This is a genomic window from Streptomyces sp. NPDC005866 (assembly GCF_040629895.1).
Lineage (GTDB): Bacteria > Actinomycetota > Actinomycetes > Streptomycetales > Streptomycetaceae > Streptomyces.
Genome location: NZ_JBEXWP010000005.1, coordinates 190,010 through 208,630, shown reverse-complemented (window position 1 = coordinate 208,630; position 18,621 = coordinate 190,010). Strand labels below are relative to the sequence as shown.

Sequence of the window (18,621 nt, the reverse complement as noted above, 5' to 3'; positions counted from 1 at the left end):
CCTGCGGAAGCGGCGTACCCAGGTGCGGCCGCACCGACGCCGACGGGGTGGCCCCGGACCCGCACCAACGGCCTGACCAGCCGTTGTGAAGCCATAAGAGAAAGGCCCCCCTGCATGCGGCACGGCATACAGCACGCGGACGTCGCCACCGCGGAACTGGACTCGGCCCTGCGGGGCGGCCCCTTCCATGTGGCCCTGCGCGCCGCGATCGCCGCTCGCGGGTTGCCGCTTCAGCGCGTGCAGCACCATCTGTCGCGCTACGGGGTGAAAGTGGGCGTCACCAGCCTGAGTTACTGGCAGCAGGGGGCCCGCCGCCCCCAGCGCCCGGAATCACTGCGGGCCGTCCGCGCACTGGAGGAGATACTCCAGCTCCCGGACGAGTCCCTGATCCGGCTGCTCTCCGATAGCGACCAGGGCCCGGCCGTACGCCGCCCCGCCGCCCGCTCCTACCGCTCCCTGATCGAGGCCTCCGACGTCCTGGACCGACTGCAGGCCGAGCTCGGCTGGTCACTCGACGGCGGTCTGCACACGCTGGGCCACCACGAGCGCGTGCGGATCGGCGCTCACCGCGAACTGGCCGCCCGTGAATCGCAGCACATCGTGCGCGCCCACCGGGACGGCGTCGACCGCTTCGTGGCCGTGCACCACGGCGACCCCGGCTGTGCCCCGCAGCACATGACCGTGCGCGCCCTGGAGAACTGCCGCACCGGACGCGTCCGTTCGGACCCGGAGACCGGCCTTCTCGTCGCCGAGCTTCTCTTCGGCACCCGCCTGCGCTCCGGAGACACCTTTCTCTTCCGCTACGCCGTGGAGGACGGCACGGCCGGTGTCTCCCGCGAGTACGTCCGCGACTTCGGCTTTCCCGGCGGCCAGTACACCCTCCAGGTGCGGTTCGCCGCCGACTCGTTGCCCACGCGCTGCCACAGGTTCGCCCAGCACTCCGCGGCGGCCCCGCGCACCGGTCGGCAGGCCCTGCCGCTGAGCGGGCTGCATCGCTCCGTCCACCTGGTCGAGCCCCGGGTACGGCCGGGTCTTCTCGGGATCGGCTGGGACTGGGAATGACCCGCCGCTGACCCGGGTCCCCTCCGATCAGGCGCCCGGCCCCGCCACGATCCGGCCGTTCGCGACCTTGACCGGCAGCTCGTTCAACGGCTCGGTGGCCGGCGGTCGCACCACCTTTCCGGTGACCGCGTCGAACTCACTGCCGTGGCAGGGGCAGACCAGCGTCGTGCCCTGGAGCTTGTTGATCGGGCACCCCGCGTGCGTGCAGATCGTGCTGTATGCCTTGAGGGCGCCGTCGGCGGATCGGCTGGCGACGACGTTGTGCTCCGGGTAGAGCTTCGCGCCGCCCTTGGCGACCTCGCTCTCGGCTCCGAGGTCGACCGGGGCGGTCGGCGTCGCGTCAGCCGAGGCTCCGCCGCCGGGAGCCGAGCAGGCGGCCAGCCCAAGGCCGGCGACCGGGCTGACCGCCGCCCCGCGCAGGACGGTACGGCGGCTCGCGGAGGGCTGGGCGGGCATGAGGAGCTCCAGGCGGGTGGGGCGGTGGCGGGACAGAGCGACGATACCTGGGCGGATCGTCCCGCTTCGGGGTGGGTCGGGCTGTGGGCGAGGGTGAGACGGGTGTGAGGGCGGGGGCACCCGGGGCCGGGCGAGTATGAGCTGGGAGAGTTCACCCAACCGGACGTAAACGCTTGCGTAAGCGTTTACGCGGCGGTTCCGGTGGGGTAGCTTCCCGGCCGAGGCCCGTGGCAGCCGGGAGGGAACCGAGGGGCCTCGTCAGGCGGGACGAAGAACCTTACCCAAGGGCGAGACGCGAAGGAGGGGAGCTCCATGCCCACCATGTCCGACGTCGCCCGGAGTGCCGGTGTCTCCGTGGCGACCGTCTCCCATGTGCTCAACGAGACGCGTCCTGTGCTGCCCCACACCCGTCAGGCGGTGCTCGACGCCATCGAGGAACTGGGCTACACCCACAACGCCCTCGCCCGCTCCCTGGTGACCTCCCGCACCCGCTCCATCGGGCTCGCCGTGTCGGCGATCAGCAACCCCTACTTCACCGGGATCCTCCAAGGCGTCGAGGCCGCTGTCCTGGAGCGCGGCTACAGCCTGCTCATCGCCGATCCGCACGACGACCCCGTCCACGAACGCAAGGTCGCCCAGCTTCTGCACGAGCGCCGCGTCGACGGCTTGATCGTCGCGCCCTCCGCCGACCCGCGCGAACTCCTCGCCTACCTCGGCCGGCACGCCGTGCCGACCGTCCTCCTCGACCGGGTGATCGACGGCCGCGCGGACGCCGCCCCGCGCTTCGACCAGGTCTGCGCCGAGAGCACCGAGCCGACGGCCCGGCTCGTCACCCACCTCGCCGGTCTCGGGCACCGCCGGATCGGCCTGGTCGCGGGGCTGCCCGGGCTCAGCACCACCGGTGAACGGATCACCGGCTACCGGCAGGGGCTCGCCGCCGCCGGGCTGCCCCTCGACGAAGGCCTGGTTGTCCCCGGCAACTCCGAGTCCGCCGGAGCCGAGCAGGCCACCGCCGCCCTGCTGTCGCTGGCCGCGCCGCCCACGGCGCTTGTCACCGCCAACAACGCGATGACCATCGGCGCCCTGCGCGCCCTGCGCGCACACGGCCTGTCCGTGCCGGACGACATCGCCCTGTGCTGCTTCGACGACTTCGCCTGGGCCGACCTGTTCTCGCCCCGCCTCACCGCCGTCGCCCAGCCCAGCAGAGAGATCGGCGCCGAAGCGGTCCGGGTGCTCCTCGACCGGCTGGCCAACCCCGACCGGCCCGTCAGGACCGTACGGCTTCCGTGCGCCCTCGTGCACCGGACGTCGTGCGGCTGCCAGGAGGAGGACGGTGGGGCGGCGGCGACCGCGCGGTGCCGGTCGGACCGGTCGGACCGGTCGAGTCAGCGGTCCGCACGCTCTCAGCAGGTCCCGCAGTTCGGGCATCTCCAGCATCCCGAGCACCCCGAGGAAGGAACGCTCTCGTGATCGTCGTCGCCGGTGAAGCACTGATCGACCTGGTACCGCAGGGCACGGGCGCCCTCGCGCCTCTGCAGCCGGCGCTCGGCGGCGGGCCGTACAACACGGCCGTGGCCCTGGGCCGCCTCGGCTCCCCCACCACGTTCTGCTCCCGCACCTCGTACGACGCCTTCAGCGAAGCCCTGCTGGACGGGCTGCGGCGCGCGGGTGTCGATGTCTCCCTGGTGGAGCGCGGCCCGGAACCGACCACCCTCGCGGCCGCCACGATCGACGCGCGCGGCTCCGCCTCCTACTCCTTCTACGTCGACGGCACCGCCGACCGCCTGTTCACCGCCCCCGCCGGCCTCCCCGCCACGACCCGCGCCGTCTCCTTCGGCACGCTCTCGCTCGTCCTGGAACCGGGGGCGAGCGCCTACGAGAAACTGATGCGCGGTGCGGCCGGGCAGGGTCTGTTCACGGCCCTCGACCCGAACATCCGGGCAGGTCTGATCACGGACCCGGACGCCTACCGGGCGCGCTTCAAGAGCTGGCTGCCCTCGGTGACCCTCCTCAAGCTCTCGGAGGAGGACGCGCTGTGGCTGGGCGGCACCCCGCGCGAGTGGCTGGCGTCGGGCCCCTCGGCAGTGGTGGTCACCCACGGCGGTGACGGTCTCAGCGCCTTCACCCCCGACGGCACCGTGTACGCCATCCCCGGTGAGGAGGTCGACGTCGTGGACACGATCGGCGCCGGCGACACCGTGAACGCGGCTCTGCTGCATGGACTCGCCGCCCAGGACGCCCTGTCCGCCGAGGCGCTCGCGGGACTGGGCGCCGACGGCTGGACAAGGCTGCTGCGATTCGCGGCGCGGGCAGCCGCGATCACCTGTTCCCGGGCGGGTGCGGAGCCGCCGTACGCCTCCGAACTCGGGGACCTGTAGAGGACGTTCGGCTGCTCGCTCGCCGATTCACCGCTTTCGGTGATTCCTCTGATTCCGCTGTTGATGAGTCAAGGTTCGTCGTCGCCGCGCAGATCGGGCGGCTGATCGTGCAACGAGCGGCGCCCCACGGGAAGTTCCCGCGGGGCGCCGCACTTCTCTGGATTTGTCCGGCCGGGTTGGCCGGCGGCCTCAGGCCTTGCGGCCCCTCGTCGCCTTCTTCGCGGGCGCCGTCTTCCTCGTGGCTCCGGCCGCCTTCTTCGTGGCCGTGTTGTTGGCGGTCGTGGCGGTCGCCGTCCTCTTCGCCGTCGACTTGGCCGCCACCGTCTTCTTCGCCGCCGTCTTGCGCGGGGCCTTCACGGAGCTGGCGTCGCTGATGCGATCGGCGCCGAGGATCTCGCGCAGGAACTTCCCGGTGTGGCTGGCCGGGACGGCCGCGACCTCCTCGGGCGTACCCTCCGCGACCACGAGTCCGCCGCCGGCACCGCCTTCCGGACCCATGTCGACGACCCAGTCGGCGGTCTTGATCACATCGAGGTTGTGCTCGATGACGATGACCGTGTTGCCCTTGTCGACGAGGCCGGCCAGGACCTTCAGCAGCTTGCTGATGTCCTCGAAGTGCAGACCGGTGGTCGGCTCGTCCAGGACGTAGACCGTGCGCCCGGTGGAGCGCTTCTGCAGCTCGCTGGCGAGCTTCACCCGCTGCGCCTCACCGCCGGACAGGGTGGTCGCGGACTGGCCGAGGCGGACATAGCCAAGACCGACGTCGTTCAGCGTCGCGAGGTGGCGGTTGATCGCCGGGACGGCCTCGAAGAAGTTCATGGCTTCCTCGATGGGCATGCTCAGGACCTCGGCGATGGACTTGCCCTTGTAGTGGACCTCCAGCGTCTCCCGGTTGTACCGGGCTCCGTGGCAGACCTCGCACGGGACGTAGACGTCCGGGAGGAAATTCATCTCGATCTTGATGGTGCCGTCGCCCGCGCAGTTCTCGCAGCGGCCGCCCTTGACGTTGAAGGAGAAGCGGCCCGGCTGGTAGCCGCGGACCTTCGCCTCGGTGGTCTCGGCGAACAGCCTGCGGATGTGGTCGAAGACACCGGTGTACGTCGCCGGGTTCGACCGTGGGGTGCGGCCGATGGGCGACTGGTCGACGTGCACGACCTTGTCGACGAGGTCGTCGCCGTCCACGCGTGTGTGCCTGCCGGGGACGTTCCGCGCACCGTTCAGCTCACGGGCCAGGTGCGTGTACAGGATGTCGTTGACCAGCGTCGACTTGCCGGAGCCGGACACGCCCGTGACGGCCGTGAACACGCCCAGCGGGAAGGACACGTCGATGTCCTGGAGGTTGTTCTCGCGGGCGCCGTGCACCGTGAGCCGGCGGGACGGGTCATGCGGGCGGCGGATGTCGGGCAGCGGGATCGACTTCTTGCCGGACAGGTACTGGCCGGTCTGCGACTCCTCGTTGGCAAGCAGTTCCTTGAGGGAGCCGCTGTGCACGACATTGCCGCCGTGCTCGCCCGCGCCGGGGCCGATGTCGACGACCCAGTCGGCAACCTTGATGGTGTCCTCGTCGTGCTCGACCACGATGAGCGTGTTGCCCATGTCACGGAGCCGGACCAGGGTCTCGATCAGCCGGTGGTTGTCGCGCTGGTGCAGGCCGATCGACGGCTCGTCGAGGACGTACAGGACGCCCACGAGACCGGAGCCGATCTGGGTGGCCAGGCGGATGCGCTGGGCCTCCCCGCCGGAGAGCGTGCCTGCCGCGCGGTTCAGCGAGAGGTAGTCCAGGCCGACGTCGACCAGGAACCGCAGCCGCTCGTTGACCTCCTTCAGGACGCGCTCGGCGATCTTCTTGTCGCGTGTGTTGAGCTTGAGCTCGCCCAGGAATTCCGCGCAGTCGCTGATGGACATCGCCGAGACCTCGGCGATCGACTTCTCCATGATCGTGACCGCGAGGACGATCGGCTTCAGGCGGGTGCCCTCACAGGTCGGGCAGGGCACCTCGCGCATATAGCCCTCGAAGCGCTCGCGGCTGGCGTCGCTCTCGGCCTCACTGTGCCGGCGCTTGACGAAGGGCACAGCACCCTCGAAGGGCGTGGTGTACAGGCGCTCGCGCCCGTACCGGTTGCGGTAGCGGACCTCGATCTGTGTCTTGTGGCCGTAGAGCAGGGCCTTCTTGGCACGCTGCGGCAGTCCGGCGAATGGGATGTCGGTGCGGAATCCCAGCGCGTCCGCGAGGGCACCGATCAGACGGCTGAAGTAGTCCTTGGTGTGCCCGTGCGACCAGGGGTGGATGGCGCCCTCGTCGAGCGACTTCTCCTCGTCCGGGACGATCAGCTCCGGGTCGACCTCCATGCGCGTGCCGATGCCGGTGCACTCGGGGCAGGCGCCGAAGGGCGAGTTGAACGAGAAGGAGCGGGGCTCCAACTCCTCGAAGGACAGGTCGTCGTACGGGCAGTACAGGTGCTCCGAGTACATGCGCTCGCGCTCGGGGTCGTCCTCGGGGAGGTCGACGAAGTCGAGCACCACCATGCCGCCGGAGAGGCCGAGCGCGGTCTCCACGGAGTCGGTGAGGCGACGCTTGGCGGTGTCCTTCACGGTGAGACGGTCGACGACCACCTCAATGGTGTGCTTCTCCTGCTTCTTCAGCGTCGGCGGCTCGGAGAGCTGGACGGTCTCGCCGTCCACGCGCGCGCGGCTGTAGCCCTTGGTCTGGAGATCGGCGAAGAGGTCGACGAACTCGCCCTTGCGCTCACGCACCAGCGGCGAGAGCACCTGGAAGCGGCTCCCCTCCGGCAGTTCCAGCACCTTGTCGACGATGGCCTGCGGCGACTGGCGCGAGATCGGGCGGCCGCACTCGGGGCAGTGCGGCTTGCCGATGCGCGCGAAGAGCAGACGCAGGTAGTCGTAGACCTCGGTGATGGTGCCGACCGTCGAGCGCGGGTTGCGCGAGGTCGACTTCTGGTCGATGGACACCGCCGGGGACAGACCCTCGATGAAGTCCACGTCCGGCTTGTCCATCTGCCCGAGGAACTGGCGGGCGTACGAGGAGAGCGACTCCACGTAGCGACGCTGGCCTTCGGCGAAGATCGTGTCGAAGGCCAGGGAGGACTTGCCCGATCCGGACAGACCCGTGAAGACGATGAGCGAGTCACGAGGCAGGTCGAGCGAGACATTCTTCAGGTTGTGCTCGCGCGCGCCACGGACGATGAGACGGTCGGCCACAGCCGGTCCGCACCTTTCTTGAGAGAAGTGACAGGGGCAGGGCCCCGTGCTTCTCAGACTAGGGGGAGCCACTGACAACGCCGGTTGGATTCCTGGATGCGTAAACAACCCCGGACCATCCAGCATGCCCGACGCCACCACCGACGATATAGCACGCGCATTCGATTCCCGGACCACGCGCGAACCCTTCACCCGAAGGGGTGGCGGGACTAGTGTCAGCCCCATGATTGATCACGCTCATGACCTGGCGTCTGTACAGGAAGCGACGGACCGGCTCCTCACCGCAGTCGCCCAACTGGACAACGCGTCCGTGACGCGACCGTCACGGCTGCCCGGCTGGTCCGTCGGTCATGTCCTGGCCCACCTTGCCCGCAACGCGGACGCGCTCACGAACGTCCTCGAGGGACGTCCCATGTACGTCTCCGGCGTGGCCCGGGACGCCGACATCGACCGTGACGCACCGCGCCCGCTCGACGCCCAGCTCGCCGACCTGCGCGAGAGCGATGTCCGTTTCCGGGCCAGAGGGGCCGCGCCGGCCGACTGGACGCGCACGGTGGAGCTGCGCAGCGGGGTCACGGACTCGGCGGCACGGGTGCCGTTCCGGCGCTGGGTCGAAGTCGAGCTGCACCATGTCGACCTCGGGATCGGCTATGAGCTGGAGGATCTTCCGAAGGAGCTCACCGAACGGGAGATCGACTTCCTGGCAGAACGCTTCGGCGGCCACCGGGACGTCCCCTCGACCGGACTGCGCAGCGACGGCGGCGGCGTCTGGACGACGGGCGGTGGCGCCCCCGGAGGCCCGATCGCGGTCGAGGCAAGCGCCGCCGATCTGCTCGGCTGGCTCGCCGGCCGCCGCGACGGCTCGGCCCTGACGGTGCGGGGCGGCGCCCTGCCCGCGCTTCCTCCGCTGTAGCGCACGGCACCTCGCCGACCACTCCCCCTATAGGCTGACCGCCATGACGTACAGCGGAGAGGTGACGGTCGGCGGGCCGGCGGACGTGCACGAGCTCAAGGACCTGATGATCACCAAGATCGCGGTCGGGCCGATGGACAACAACGCCTATCTGCTGCGCTGCCGCGCCACGGACGAGCAACTGCTGATCGACGCGGCCAACGACGCGGAGACACTCCTGGGGATGATCGGTGACGACGGCATCGCGTCCGTCGTCACCACGCACCAGCACGGCGACCACTGGCAGGCGCTGGCCGAGGTCGTCACCGCCACCGGCGCGCGGACGTACGCGGGCCGGGAGGACGCCTCCGGAATCCCGGTCACCACTGACGTCCCCGTCGACGACGGCGATGTCATCCGGGTCGGCCAGGTCGAACTGACCGCCCGCCATCTCGTCGGCCACACCCCCGGCTCCATCGCCCTGGTCTACGACGACCCGCACGGCCATCCGCACGTCTTCACCGGGGACTGCCTCTTCCCCGGCGGGGTCGGCAACACCCGTAAGGACCCGAAGGCGTTCGCCAGCCTGATCCACGACGTCGAGACGAAGATCTTCGACGTGCTGCCGGACGAGACCTGGGTGTACCCGGGGCACGGCAACGACACCACGCTGGGCACCGAGCGCCCGCACCTGCCGGAGTGGCACGCGCGCGGGTGGTGAGCCCCGGGGGGCGCGGTTGGTGAGCGCCGGGGGCGCGCGCCATGGGCGTGAGCCGTGCGTGTGAGCCGTGCGTGTGAGCCGTGCGTGTGAGCCGTGCGTGTGAGCCGTGCGTGTGAGCCGTGCGTGTGAGCCGTGCGTGTGAGCGCGAAGCCTGGCGTACGGGTCTCAGCGCACCCGGGCATACGGGCCTCGACACGCCCGGCGCCCGGTTCTCAACTCACTCCCGGCGCAGACACCTTCACCCGCGCCCCGCGCATGAGACCTCGCACGCCCCGCGCGGACCCATCGCGCGCCCCGTGTGAACGGTTCGCACGCGGCGGGGCTCAGCGCACGCTCCCCGCGCGCGTCGTTGCGCGGTCAACTGGTAGCAGCCCCGCACAGGATGACGGCTCCTGAGCGGTACGGGCCGCCGGTCACCATTCCCCCGCCCTCGGCCGGCGGCCCCGGCCGTGTCCACCTCGCAAGCCGCAACAGGCAACGTTCACATGACCGCAACACCGGTTCCCAGTATGCGGACAAATACCCTCTTGACCTGGACAGACGCGGCGTTCGCTGCCACTCTCCCGCCATGCATCCTGCCCCGAGCGCACTGCGCCGCGCTGTCGCCGCCGCCACCATAGCCCTGGTCGCCACCGCTGTCGGCTGTGCTCCGCAGCCGGACGAGAAGGCGTCCGGCGCGTCCTCCTCGTCGGCCGGAACCACCTGCGCCCAGGGCAAGTTGGGCACCAGGTCCTCCGGCAAGCTGACGATCGCGACGGACGAACCGGCGTACGCGCCGTGGTTCAAGGACGACAAGCCGGCCAACGGCGAGGGCTTCGAGTCGGCGGTCGCGTACGCCGTGGCGAAGCGGCTGGGGTACGGCAAGAGCGCGGTCGTCTGGCAGAGCGTGCCGTTCAACAAGGCTTTCGCGCCCGGGGTGAAGACCTTCGACTTCGACATCAACCAGGTGTCCATCAGCGCCGAGCGCAAGAAGGCCGTGGACTTCTCGTCGGGTTACTACGACGTGCGTCAGGCGGTCATCGCGCTCAAGGACAGCAAGGCCGCGAAGGCGACGAGCGTCGCCGGTCTGAAGGGCTTGAAGCTGGGCGCGCAGGTCGGCACCACCAGCCTCGACTACATCACCGATGTGGTGAAGCCGTCGCAGCAGGCCGCCGTGTACGCGAAGAACGACCAGGCCAAGTCGGCGCTGAAGAACGGCCAGGTGGACGCGATCGTCACCGACCTCCCGACCGCGTTCTACATCACCTCGGCGGAGGTGACGAACGCCAGGATCGTGGGCCAGTTCGAGAACCAGGGCGGCACGCCCGAGCAGTTCGGTCTGGTCCTCGACAAGGGAAGCGCGCTGACCTCGTGCGTGACCGGCGCGGTCGACGCGCTGCGCAAGGACGGCACCCTGGCGAAGCTGGAGAAGCAGTGGCTCTCCGACGCCGTCGACGCCCCGGTGCTCAAGTGACCGTCACGAAGGACGAGTCCGGCCGGGAGGGCGCGGACGGCACCAGTGGCATGTCCGCGCACGGGGACGACGGTTACACCCCGTCCGGACGAAGGCTGGAGCGGGAGCGCTACCAGCGCGTCCGCGCCCGCCGCGCCACCGCGGTCGCCGCGTTCTCCACGCTGGTCACGGCGGCGGTGCTCTACCTCGTCGTCGTCAACGCGCCCGGCTGGCCGCGCACCAAGGAGACGTTCTTCAACGGGCAGTACGCGCGCGAGGCGTTTCCGAAGGTCCTCGAAGGACTGTGGCTGAACGTCCGGTTGCTGGTCGTCTGCGGTGCCGCCGTACTGGTCCTCGGCATGCTGATCGCCATCGCCCGTACGCTGCGCGGGCCGGTGTTCTTCCCGCTGCGGGCGCTCGCGGCGGCGTACACCGACTTCTTCCGCGGGCTGCCGCTGATCATCAACCTGATGATCGTGGTGCTGGGTGTCCCGGCGCTTCGGCTGCAGGGCGTGACGGTCGATCCGGTGCTGCTGGGGGGTACGGCGCTGACGCTGACGTACTCCGCCTATGTCGCCGAGGTGTTCCGCGCGGGCATCGAGTCGGTCCACCCCTCGCAGCGCGCGGCGGCCCGCTCGCTCGGCCTCACGAACCGGCAGGCCCTGCGCTACGTCGTGCTTCCACAGGCTGTACGGCGTCAGGTACCGCCGCTGCTGAACGACCTGGTGTCGCTCCAGAAGGACACCGGTCTCGTGTCGATCGGCGGTGCGATCGACGCCGTCCGGGCGGCGGACATCATCGTGGGCCGCAGCCTCAACTACACGCCGTACATCGTGGCCGGGCTGGTCTTCGTGGCGCTGACCATCCCGATGACCCGCTTCACGGACTGGGTGACGGCCAGGATGGACCGGCAGCAGGCCCAGGGAGGTTCCATATGAGCAACGCACCTGTCCTGCGCATGGAGTCCGTCCGCAAGACCTTCGGCGGTTCGGTGGTCCTGCGGGACGTGGACCTGGAGGTCGCCCCGCACACGGTGACGGCGCTGATCGGCGCGTCCGGATCCGGCAAGTCGACGCTGCTGCGCTGTACCAACCTCCTTGAGGAGATCGACGACGGCGCGATCTGGCTGGACGGCGAGGAGATCACCGACCCGCGCGCTGACGAGGACGCGGTGCGCCGTCGTATCGGCGTGGTCTTCCAGGCGTACAACCTCTTCCCGCACATGTCCGTGCTGGACAACGTCACCCTGGCGCCGCGCCGGGTGCACGGCGTCTCCCGTGCGGAGGCCGAGGAGCGGGCCAGGGAGCTCCTGGAGCGCCTCGGACTGGGCGGCAAGGCCGGCGCCTACCCCGACCGGCTGAGCGGCGGTCAGCAGCAGCGTGTGGCGATCGTGCGCGCCCTGGCGGTGCGGCCCCGGCTGCTGCTGCTCGACGAGATCACCGCCGCCCTCGACCCGGAGCTGGTGGGCGAGGTCCTCACCGTGGTCAGGGATCTGAAGGACGACGGCATGACCATGGTGCTGGCGACGCACGAGATGGGCTTCGCCCGGGACGTCGCAGACCAGGTGTGCTTCCTGGACGGCGGTGTCGTACTGGAACACGGCACCGCGGAGCAGGTGTTCGGTGACCCGCAGCAGGAACGCACCCGGCGCTTCCTGCGGCGGATCGTGGAGGCAGGTCGGCTCTGAGGCGTCACGCGTCGGCGTTGGCGGCGCCGGCCAGCGCCGCCACCCGCTCCACGCCGAACACATAGCCCTGCACACCGCATCCGGCGATCACGCCGTCGGCACGCAGGGAGACATAGGAGTGGTGCCGGAACGACTCGCGCTTGTGGATGTTGGAGATGTGGACCTCCAACACGGGCATGCCGTCACAGGTGTTGAGGGCATCCAGGATGGCGACCGAGGTGTGCGAGTAGGCGCCCGGGTTGATGACGATTCCGCAGTGGTTCAGGCGCGCCTCGTGGATCCAGTCGACCAGTTCGCCCTCGTGGTTGGACTGCCGGAAGTCCACGGTGCCGCCGTGCGCGGCCGCCGCCTTGGCGCAGAGGGCCTCGATGTCGGCGAGTGTGTCGGAGCCGTAGATCTCGGGCTGGCGCTGGCCGAGCAGGTTCAGGTTGGGCCCGTTGAGGATCATGATCGGGGCGTTGGCCAGGGTGCGGGGCACGCTTCCTCCGGTCCGTTCGAATGATGAGCGGCCCTGGGAGGACCGCGGCTCAGACCGGTTTATCACGGTGCGCCGAGGCGCCCGTGAAGGGCGCCGTGCGCCCCCGTAACTCACGGTCACCGTGGGTAGTTGTCGCGACATGCACGATGTACGCACTGTAAGGGCTCCCTCGATGCTGCGGCTGGCGGCCGCCTCGCTCGCCGGGACCGCTATCGAGTTCTACGACTTCTTCGTCTACGGCACCGCCGCGGCGCTCGTCCTGGGGCTGCTGTTCTTCCCTACGTTCTCACCGCTCGCGGGGACGCTGGCGGCGTTCGGGACGTTCGGTGTGGGGTTCGTGGCCCGGCCGCTGGGCTCGGTGCTGTTCGGGCACATCGGGGACCGGCGTGGCCGGCGTCCGGTCCTGGTGGCGTCCCTGCTGCTGACCGGCGCCTCGACGGTCGCGGTCGGCTGTCTGCCGACGTACGGCACGATCGGCGTCGCCGCGCCCGTACTGCTGCTCGTGCTGCGCTTCCTGCAGGGGCTGGGGCTCGGCGGGGAGTGGGGTGGGGCGGTGCTGCTGACCGCGGAGCACGCGCCCGCCGGGCGGCGCGCCCTGTGGTCGAGCTTTCCGCAGATCGGCCCGGCCGTCGGTTTTCTGCTCGCCAACGGCGTGATGCTGGCCCTGTCTGCGTCTTTGTCCGAAGCGCAGTTCGCGCAGTGGGGGTGGCGGGTGCCGTTCTGGGCGGCGGGAGCGCTGGCGCTGAGCGGGCTGTGGCTGCGTTCGTCGCTCGCCGAGAGCCCCCGGTTCCTGGAGCTCGACGAGCACGCGCGCGTGCCGTTCGCCGATGTCGTACGGCATCACTGGCGGCTGGTGCTGCTGACGGCGGGGGCGCTCGCGGTCGGGTACGCGGTGTTCTACGCGGTGACCACCTGGTCGCTGGCGTACGGGACGGACCGGCTCGGGGTGAGCCGTACCGTCATGCTGATCTGCATCATGGCCGCCGTGGTGGTGAAGGGCTCGCTCACGCCGGTGATGGCCCTGCTGGGCGACCGCTACGGGCGGCGGCCGCTGTGCCTGGTGGGGTGTGCGGCCTCGACGCTGTGGATGTTCCCGATGGTCGCGCTGCTGGCGACCGGTGAGCCCCTGCTGATGTTCCTGGGGTTCGCGGGCGCGCTGGTCTCCTTCATCACCATGTTCTCGGTCGTCGCCGCCTATCTGCCGGAGCTGTACGAGCCCCGGGTGCGCTGCACCGGCGCCGCCTTCGGCTACAACCTGGGCGGGGTCCTCGGAGGCGCGCTCACACCGATCGCGGCGACGGCGCTTGCGGAGCACAGCGGGCGGGTGCCATGGGCGGTGGGGGCGTATCTGACGGCTGTCGCGCTGCTGAGCCTCGGCTGCTTCGCGCTGCTGCCGGAGACGCGCCCGGTGCCGGTGGCGGCGTCCGAGCCGGTCACCGGGTGAGTGCGGTCTAGGGGTTGATCGCCAGCTCCAGATAGGCGGCGAACAGCACCAGGTGGACGCCGCCCTGGAGCGGTGTGGCCCGGCCCGGTACGACCGTGAGGGAGCTGACGACCACGGTGAGCGCGAGCAGCAGCATGTGGGTCGCGCCGAGGCCCAGGAGCAGGGGGCCGGAGAGCCAGACGGAGGCGAGGGCGACGGCGGGGATGGTCAGGCCGATGCTGGCCATGGCCGAGCCGAGCGCCAGGTTGAGGCTGGTCTGCACGCGGTCGCGGCGGGCGGAGCGCAAGGCGGCGATGGTCTCGGGGAGCAGTACCAGCAGGGCGATGATCACACCGACGACGGCGGGGTGCAGGCCGGCCGCCTCCACGCCGGACTCGATCGTCGGCGACACGCCCTTGGCCAGTCCGACGACGCCGACGAGGGCGAGGCCCAGCAGGCCGAGGCTGATCCACGCCGTGCGCGCGGAGGGGGCCTGGGCGTGGTCGTCGCCGTCGATCACCTCGCCCTGCCGGGTGATCGGCAGGAAGTAGTCGCGGTGCCGCACGGTCTGGGTGGCGACGAACAGGCCGTACAGGATCAGTGAGGACACGGCCGCGAAGGTCAGCTGGACGCCGGAGAACTCCGGGCCCGGTCTGCTGGTGGTGAAGGTCGGCAGGACCAGGCTGAGCGTGGCCAGGGTGGCCACGGTCGCGAGGGCGGCACCTGTGCCCTCGGGGTTGAAGACCGCGGTGCCGTGGCGCAGGGAGGCGACAAGGAGACAGAGGCCGACGATGCCGTTGCAGGTGATCATCACGGCCGCGAAGACGGTGTCCCGGGTCAGGGTGGAACTCTTGTCGCCGCCGTCGACCATGAGGGTGACGATCAGGGCGACCTCGATGATCGTGACGGCGATGGCGAGGACCAGGGAGCCGAAGGGTTCGCCGACCCGGTGGGCGACGACCTCGGCGTGGTGGACGGCGGCCAGCACTGATCCGGCGAGGATCACGGTCACGAGCGCGACGGTCACGCCTGGCAGATCACGGCCCCAGGGAACAGGAGCAGGACGACCGCGAGCACCGGCACCAGGAACGTCCACTGAGTGGTGAGCGACCCGAGCCGAGTGATCATGCAGCGATGGTGGCAGAGGCGAACGGCGTTCGCATTCCGGCCCATTCGGGCTCCGGGGGCCCGCCGCCGGAGCGGCGCGGCCCCCGGGTCGTACGAGTGCGGTCGGTCGGAACAGTTACGTGAAGTCGGTCATGTCCACGACGTCGCAGTCGGTGAAGGACGGTGTGCGGTGCACAGGCCGGCCATCTGCTCGGCGAACTTGCTCGTCTGGGGGTCGTCGCTGTTTCGCATGGCCTCCTCGTAGGAGTTGAACTCGATCACTCCCAGGTAGTGGCCGGGCCGGCTGCGGTCCTTGAGGATCAGGCGGCGCGTGGGGCTGTTCTCACTGCCGGCAAGCTGGTTGCGCATCTCGTCCGCGAGGGCCTTCATCTCGTCGATGCGGTCGGTCTCGAAGTCGATGATCTGGACGAATGTCACGGTTGCCTCCACCGGGTGGCGGAGCACCGGGAGCGGTGGGCCGGCAATGCGCTTCGCGCCGCTCCACCGGGTGGTTGTTCCTACGTCCGACGCGGTCAGACGTCGATGCTGTCCTTCGGAGCGCCTTCGCTCCGGCCCTGCGCCGCCTCGGCCGCCGCCTGCTTCCTGGAGGCCCGCAGGCTGGTGATCGTGGTGACGATCAGGACCGCGCAGATGACTCCGAGCGACACCGGGATGCTGATCTCCGGGACATGGACGCCGGACTCGTGCAGGGCGTGCAGCACCAGTTTGACGCCGATGAAGCCGAGGATGATCGACAGACCGTAGGAGAGGTGGACCAGCTTCTTCAGCAGTCCGCCGATGAGGAAGTACAGCTGCCGTAGACCCATCAGCGCGAAGGCATTGGCCGTGAAGACGATGTACGGGTCCTGCGTCAGGCCGAAGATCGCGGGGATGGAGTCCAGCGCGAACAGGACGTCCGTCGTACCGATCGCGAGCATCACGACCAGCATCGGGGTCATGACCCGCTTGCCGTTCTGCTGGATCCACAGCTTGGTGCCGTGGTAGCGGTCGGCCACGCCGAACCTGCGCTCCGCGGCCTTGAGCAGCTTGTTCTCCTCGAACTCCTCTTCCTCCTCGTCGGCCCGCGCCTCCTGGATCAGCTTCCAGGCGGTCCAGATAAGGAAGGCACCGAAGAGATAGAACACCCAGGAGAAGCTGGCGAGGATCGCGGCGCCCGCGGCGATGAAGATGGCCCGCAGGACCAGGGCTATGAGGACGCCGACGAGCAGCACCCGCTGCTGGTACTGCGAGGGCACGGCGAACTTCGCCATGATGAGGACGAAGACGAAGAGGTTGTCGACGCTCAGCGACTTCTCGGTGATGAAGCCCGCGAAGAACTCGCCGGCGGGCTGACCGCCGGCAAAGAGGAGCAGGCCGAGGCCGAAGAGCCCGGCCAGGGCGATCCAGACGACGGTCCAGATTCCGGCTTCCTTGACGGACACGTCGTGCGGCTTGCGGCCGATGAAGAAGTCGATCCCGATCAGGGCGGCCAGACCCAAGATGGTAAGGACCCACAGGGTCACGGATACATCCACTGCGCCTCCGGTTCGTGAATGGCAAAGGGTCAGCGTCGTCGCTGCCGGAGGTCTCTTCCACCCGAGACGGGCCGACGCCCCGGGATCCGGTCGGATCCGTATTGACGGGTACGCCGCAGTAGACAGGGAGTACTCCCCTCCGTGGGGAAAACAGTACCCGAATCACCAAGGAAAGGTAAAGCAGTTGGTAAAAGAATGACTAACTGGCCTGGTCAGGAGGTTTTACATACGCTTGGTGTGAGCGATCGCCACCTGGTTGAGTACCTGTCGGAGCACCTGGCTGCCGGCCGGCACGAGGCAGGGCTCATACGTCCAGGCATGTCCCACCCACGGATCGGCCAGGTGATCGTCCGGTACCGGCGTGAGTCGCATCAGTGAACGCCACAGCGGATCGAGCAACGGTCCGTAGGCGGCGGCGTCCTCGCGGTCGGCGACCAGCAGGAGATGGACCCCGGCGTCCGGGCCCTCGTCCGCGAGATAGCGCAGCTGGGTGATGGCCCGGTCGTCGAAGCCGTGCGGGAATTCGTTGACGATCAGCAGCTGCCGCGAGATGTCCAGGCCGGGCGGCAGGGCGTCGGCCGCGCCGCCGCGCACCGCCATCTGCACCAGGTCGACGCGCTCGGTCAGCCGTCCGAGCACGTCGGCCACACCGGCCGCGCCTGTCGCGGGTGGCGTGGCCAGCACGCCGGTCCCCGTCAGCGGTGCCAGCGCGGACGCACCGGAACCGGCGGGATCGATGACCTGCACGCCCAACTCCCCCGCCGGATGGACGGCGAGCAGCCGGGCCGCGAGCGCCACCGCCGTCCGCAGGGCGAGGTGCCGCAACTCACCGGCGTCGGGAAAGGCACCGTCGGGTGTCGCGGTGAGGGCGCTGTCGATCCACAGGCCCCGCTCCAGAGGCAGCCGGACCAGCATCGGGATGCGCAGCGGCTCGCTCTCCGCGAGGTGCAGGTCGCCCAGTCGCACGGCCATCGGCGGCTCCACCGGTACCCGGTAGGCGTGCCAGACGGGGTTGTCCCAGCGTGCGTACGCCGGTGGCAGAGCGGGCTCGACGACCTCGGACTCGGCGGTGAGCTGGGCGAGGTCACGGTCGAGGGCCGCCCGGGCCTGGTCGATCAGCTGGGCCTGCCGGGCGCGGGCCGCCTCGCGTGCGTCGTCGCCCGCCGAGCCCAGACGGCTGCGGGTGTCGGCGAGGACCTGGTCGAGCTCCTTCTCCATGCGCGATTCGGCGAAATCGACGGCACTGCGGTACGCGGCGGTGGCGCGGGCCAGGTCCTCGAACATGCCCCAGACCTGGTTGTACAGCCGCTCGTCCATGGACCAGCCAGCCGCATCGCCCGCGACGGGCGGCGCGGGTCCGTCGGCCGGGGCGGGCGCCGCCGGGGCCGTGGGCGAGGATGCCTGGCGGCGCTTGGGATGCGTGTAGTCGATGGGGCCGCCGGCGGACGTGGCGGCCTCGGTGGCAGCCGGTCCGCCGGAGGCCGGGGACCGGCCGTCGCGGGGCGCCGGCTCCGCCTCGCCGGGTCCGTCGGAAGGGATCGGCCGATCGCTGCCGTCGCCGGCTGACTGAATGTCGTACGGGGAACCGGCGACGGTGCCGGAAAGATCGGGGCCGGTGACGGAGGCGGCCGTACGACGGGAGCGGTCGGTGTCCGTACGCACCGGGACCGACCGGGCCGCACCGCGCGCCACCGCCTCCTCGATTCCGCAGGCGAGTTCGGCGGCCTGGTGCAGGCCCTGGTCGGCGAGGAGCGCGGTGAGGCCGTCCGCGTAGCCCTGGCCCACCGCGCGGACCTTCCAGGCGCCCTGGCGGCGGTAGAGCTCCAGGGCCACGACCGCCGACTCGGCGTCCAGGCCGGCGAGGGTGTAACCGGCGACCTCGGTGCCGTCGAGGCCGGTGACCGCGGCGCGCGGCGCGGCGACGGCGCCGAAGCGGAGCGGGCCGCCGGGCGCGGCGGGCAGAGCGATCAGGACACTGACCCGGTGCACGGCCTCGGGCAGGGCGTCGAGGTCGACGGCGAGGCAGTGTTCGGCGGCAGCCTGCCGGGAGACCTCGATCCCGGGCAGGGTGGGCGCGCCGGGGAGGGCCACCCGGTCGGCGCCCCGCACCCGGCCGCTGTCGTCGGCGAGGGTGGCCCCGGCCACGACCGGCACGTCGGCCGAGATCCGGATCTCGATCCGGTTCCGCGAGAGCGGATGGTTCTGCCCGCGCACCAGCTCGGCCGCCATCG

The 18,621-nt window shown here is 70.4% G+C and carries 15 protein-coding genes and 1 pseudogene; 9 read left to right on the top strand and 7 right to left on the bottom strand.

Annotated elements, in window-relative coordinates:
* The first annotated feature begins 114 nt into the window (after positions 1-114).
* Positions 115-1,062: a hypothetical protein gene (locus tag ABZ396_RS09910; RefSeq protein ID WP_358914457.1), complete on the top strand. Its 948-nt coding sequence runs from the start codon at positions 115-117 to the stop codon at positions 1,060-1,062.
* A 27-nt stretch (positions 1,063-1,089) separates the two neighbouring features.
* On the opposite strand, the gene ABZ396_RS09905 is transcribed toward ABZ396_RS09910, so the two are convergent.
* A complete protein-coding gene (locus ABZ396_RS09905; protein ID WP_358914455.1) occupies positions 1,090-1,518 on the bottom strand; it encodes a Rieske 2Fe-2S domain-containing protein in 429 nt (142 codons plus the stop codon).
* A 312-nt stretch (positions 1,519-1,830) separates the two neighbouring features.
* Here ABZ396_RS09905 and ABZ396_RS09900 point away from each other — a divergent pair, with 312 nt between their 5' ends.
* Both ABZ396_RS09900 and ABZ396_RS09895 read left to right on the top strand, forming a co-directional pair.
* Positions 1,831-2,988 carry a LacI family DNA-binding transcriptional regulator gene (locus ABZ396_RS09900; protein ID WP_358914453.1) on the top strand — a complete coding sequence of 386 codons (1,158 nt, stop codon included), beginning with the start codon at positions 1,831-1,833 and terminating at the stop codon, positions 2,986-2,988.
* Positions 2,985-3,896: a carbohydrate kinase gene (locus ABZ396_RS09895; RefSeq protein ID WP_358914451.1), complete on the top strand. Its 912-nt coding sequence runs from the start codon at positions 2,985-2,987 to the stop codon at positions 3,894-3,896. The genes ABZ396_RS09900 and ABZ396_RS09895 overlap by 4 nt, the downstream gene beginning before the upstream one ends.
* A 189-nt stretch (positions 3,897-4,085) precedes the next feature.
* Here the strand turns inward: ABZ396_RS09895 and uvrA are convergent, their stop codons facing one another.
* Positions 4,086-7,115 carry an excinuclease ABC subunit UvrA gene (uvrA, locus tag ABZ396_RS09890; RefSeq protein ID WP_358914449.1) on the bottom strand — a complete coding sequence of 1,010 codons (3,030 nt, stop codon included), beginning with the start codon at positions 7,113-7,115 and terminating at the stop codon, positions 4,086-4,088.
* Positions 7,116-7,338: 223 nt separating this feature from the next.
* Here uvrA and ABZ396_RS09885 point away from each other — a divergent pair, with 223 nt between their 5' ends.
* The 5 genes from ABZ396_RS09885 to ABZ396_RS09865 all read left to right on the top strand — a co-directional run bounded on the left by ABZ396_RS09885 (position 7,339) and on the right by ABZ396_RS09865 (position 11,847).
* Positions 7,339-8,028, top strand: a complete 690-nt coding sequence (locus tag ABZ396_RS09885; protein WP_358914447.1) for a maleylpyruvate isomerase family mycothiol-dependent enzyme — start codon at positions 7,339-7,341, stop codon at positions 8,026-8,028.
* A 43-nt stretch (positions 8,029-8,071) separates the two neighbouring features.
* A complete protein-coding gene (locus ABZ396_RS09880) occupies positions 8,072-8,728 on the top strand; it encodes an MBL fold metallo-hydrolase (protein ID WP_358914445.1) in 657 nt (218 codons plus the stop codon).
* A 568-nt stretch (positions 8,729-9,296) separates the two neighbouring features.
* The gene (locus ABZ396_RS09875; RefSeq protein ID WP_358914443.1) at positions 9,297-10,181 is read left to right on the top strand and encodes an ABC transporter substrate-binding protein; all 885 of its coding nucleotides are present in this window, start codon (positions 9,297-9,299) and stop codon (positions 10,179-10,181) included.
* The gene (locus ABZ396_RS09870) at positions 10,178-11,098 is read left to right on the top strand and encodes an amino acid ABC transporter permease (protein ID WP_358914441.1); all 921 of its coding nucleotides are present in this window, start codon (positions 10,178-10,180) and stop codon (positions 11,096-11,098) included. The genes ABZ396_RS09875 and ABZ396_RS09870 overlap by 4 nt, the downstream gene beginning before the upstream one ends.
* On the top strand, positions 11,095-11,847 hold the full coding sequence (locus tag ABZ396_RS09865) for an amino acid ABC transporter ATP-binding protein (protein ID WP_358914439.1): 753 nt from the start codon (positions 11,095-11,097) through the stop codon (positions 11,845-11,847). Before ABZ396_RS09870 ends, ABZ396_RS09865 begins: the two co-directional genes overlap by 4 nt.
* Positions 11,848-11,851: 4 nt before the next feature.
* Here ABZ396_RS09865 and aroQ read toward each other — a convergent pair whose 3' ends face one another.
* Positions 11,852-12,325 (bottom strand): type II 3-dehydroquinate dehydratase, encoded by a 474-nt coding sequence (aroQ, locus tag ABZ396_RS09860; protein ID WP_358914437.1) that lies wholly within the window; start codon positions 12,323-12,325, stop codon positions 11,852-11,854.
* A gap of 172 nt (positions 12,326-12,497) precedes the next feature.
* Between aroQ and ABZ396_RS09855 the strand changes: the two genes are divergently transcribed.
* On the top strand, positions 12,498-13,769 hold the full coding sequence (locus ABZ396_RS09855) for an MFS transporter (RefSeq protein WP_358914435.1): 1,272 nt from the start codon (positions 12,498-12,500) through the stop codon (positions 13,767-13,769).
* A 7-nt stretch (positions 13,770-13,776) separates the two neighbouring features.
* Here ABZ396_RS09855 and ABZ396_RS09850 read toward each other — a convergent pair.
* From ABZ396_RS09850 to ABZ396_RS09835, 4 genes and pseudogenes are all read right to left on the bottom strand, one after another.
* A pseudogene (locus ABZ396_RS09850) lies at positions 13,777-14,876 on the bottom strand (ionic transporter y4hA).
* A gap of 129 nt (positions 14,877-15,005) precedes the next feature.
* Positions 15,006-15,293, bottom strand: coding sequence for a hypothetical protein (locus ABZ396_RS09845; RefSeq protein ID WP_358914433.1), 288 nt, complete (start codon positions 15,291-15,293; stop codon positions 15,006-15,008).
* Positions 15,294-15,388: 95 nt separating this feature from the next.
* Entirely contained in the window at positions 15,389-16,390 is a 1,002-nt protein-coding gene (locus ABZ396_RS09840; protein WP_358914431.1) for a TerC/Alx family metal homeostasis membrane protein, read from the bottom strand.
* 222 nt (positions 16,391-16,612) lie between these two features.
* Positions 16,613-18,619: a TerD family protein gene (locus ABZ396_RS09835; RefSeq protein ID WP_358914429.1), complete on the bottom strand. Its 2,007-nt coding sequence runs from the start codon at positions 18,617-18,619 to the stop codon at positions 16,613-16,615.
* Between the last annotated feature and the right edge of the window lie 2 nt (positions 18,620-18,621).

Bases quoted from the DNA above. Each gene is read 5' to 3' on its own strand.
- ABZ396_RS09900 (WP_358914453.1), top strand. From the start codon at position 1,831: ATGCCCACCATGTCCGACGTCGCCCGGAGTGCCGGTGTCTCCGTGGCG.
- ABZ396_RS09835 (WP_358914429.1), bottom strand. From the start codon at position 18,619: ATGGCGGCCGAGCTGGTGCGCGGGCAGAACCATCCGCTCTCGCGGAAC.
- ABZ396_RS09855 (WP_358914435.1), top strand. From the start codon at position 12,498: ATGCTGCGGCTGGCGGCCGCCTCGCTCGCCGGGACCGCTATCGAGTTC.
- ABZ396_RS09880 (WP_358914445.1), top strand. From the start codon at position 8,072: ATGACGTACAGCGGAGAGGTGACGGTCGGCGGGCCGGCGGACGTGCAC.
- ABZ396_RS09885 (WP_358914447.1), top strand. From the start codon at position 7,339: ATGATTGATCACGCTCATGACCTGGCGTCTGTACAGGAAGCGACGGAC.
- ABZ396_RS09865 (WP_358914439.1), top strand. From the start codon at position 11,095: ATGAGCAACGCACCTGTCCTGCGCATGGAGTCCGTCCGCAAGACCTTC.
- ABZ396_RS09875 (WP_358914443.1), top strand. From the start codon at position 9,297: ATGCATCCTGCCCCGAGCGCACTGCGCCGCGCTGTCGCCGCCGCCACC.
- ABZ396_RS09910 (WP_358914457.1), top strand. From the start codon at position 115: ATGCGGCACGGCATACAGCACGCGGACGTCGCCACCGCGGAACTGGAC.
- ABZ396_RS09905 (WP_358914455.1), bottom strand. From the start codon at position 1,518: ATGCCCGCCCAGCCCTCCGCGAGCCGCCGTACCGTCCTGCGCGGGGCG.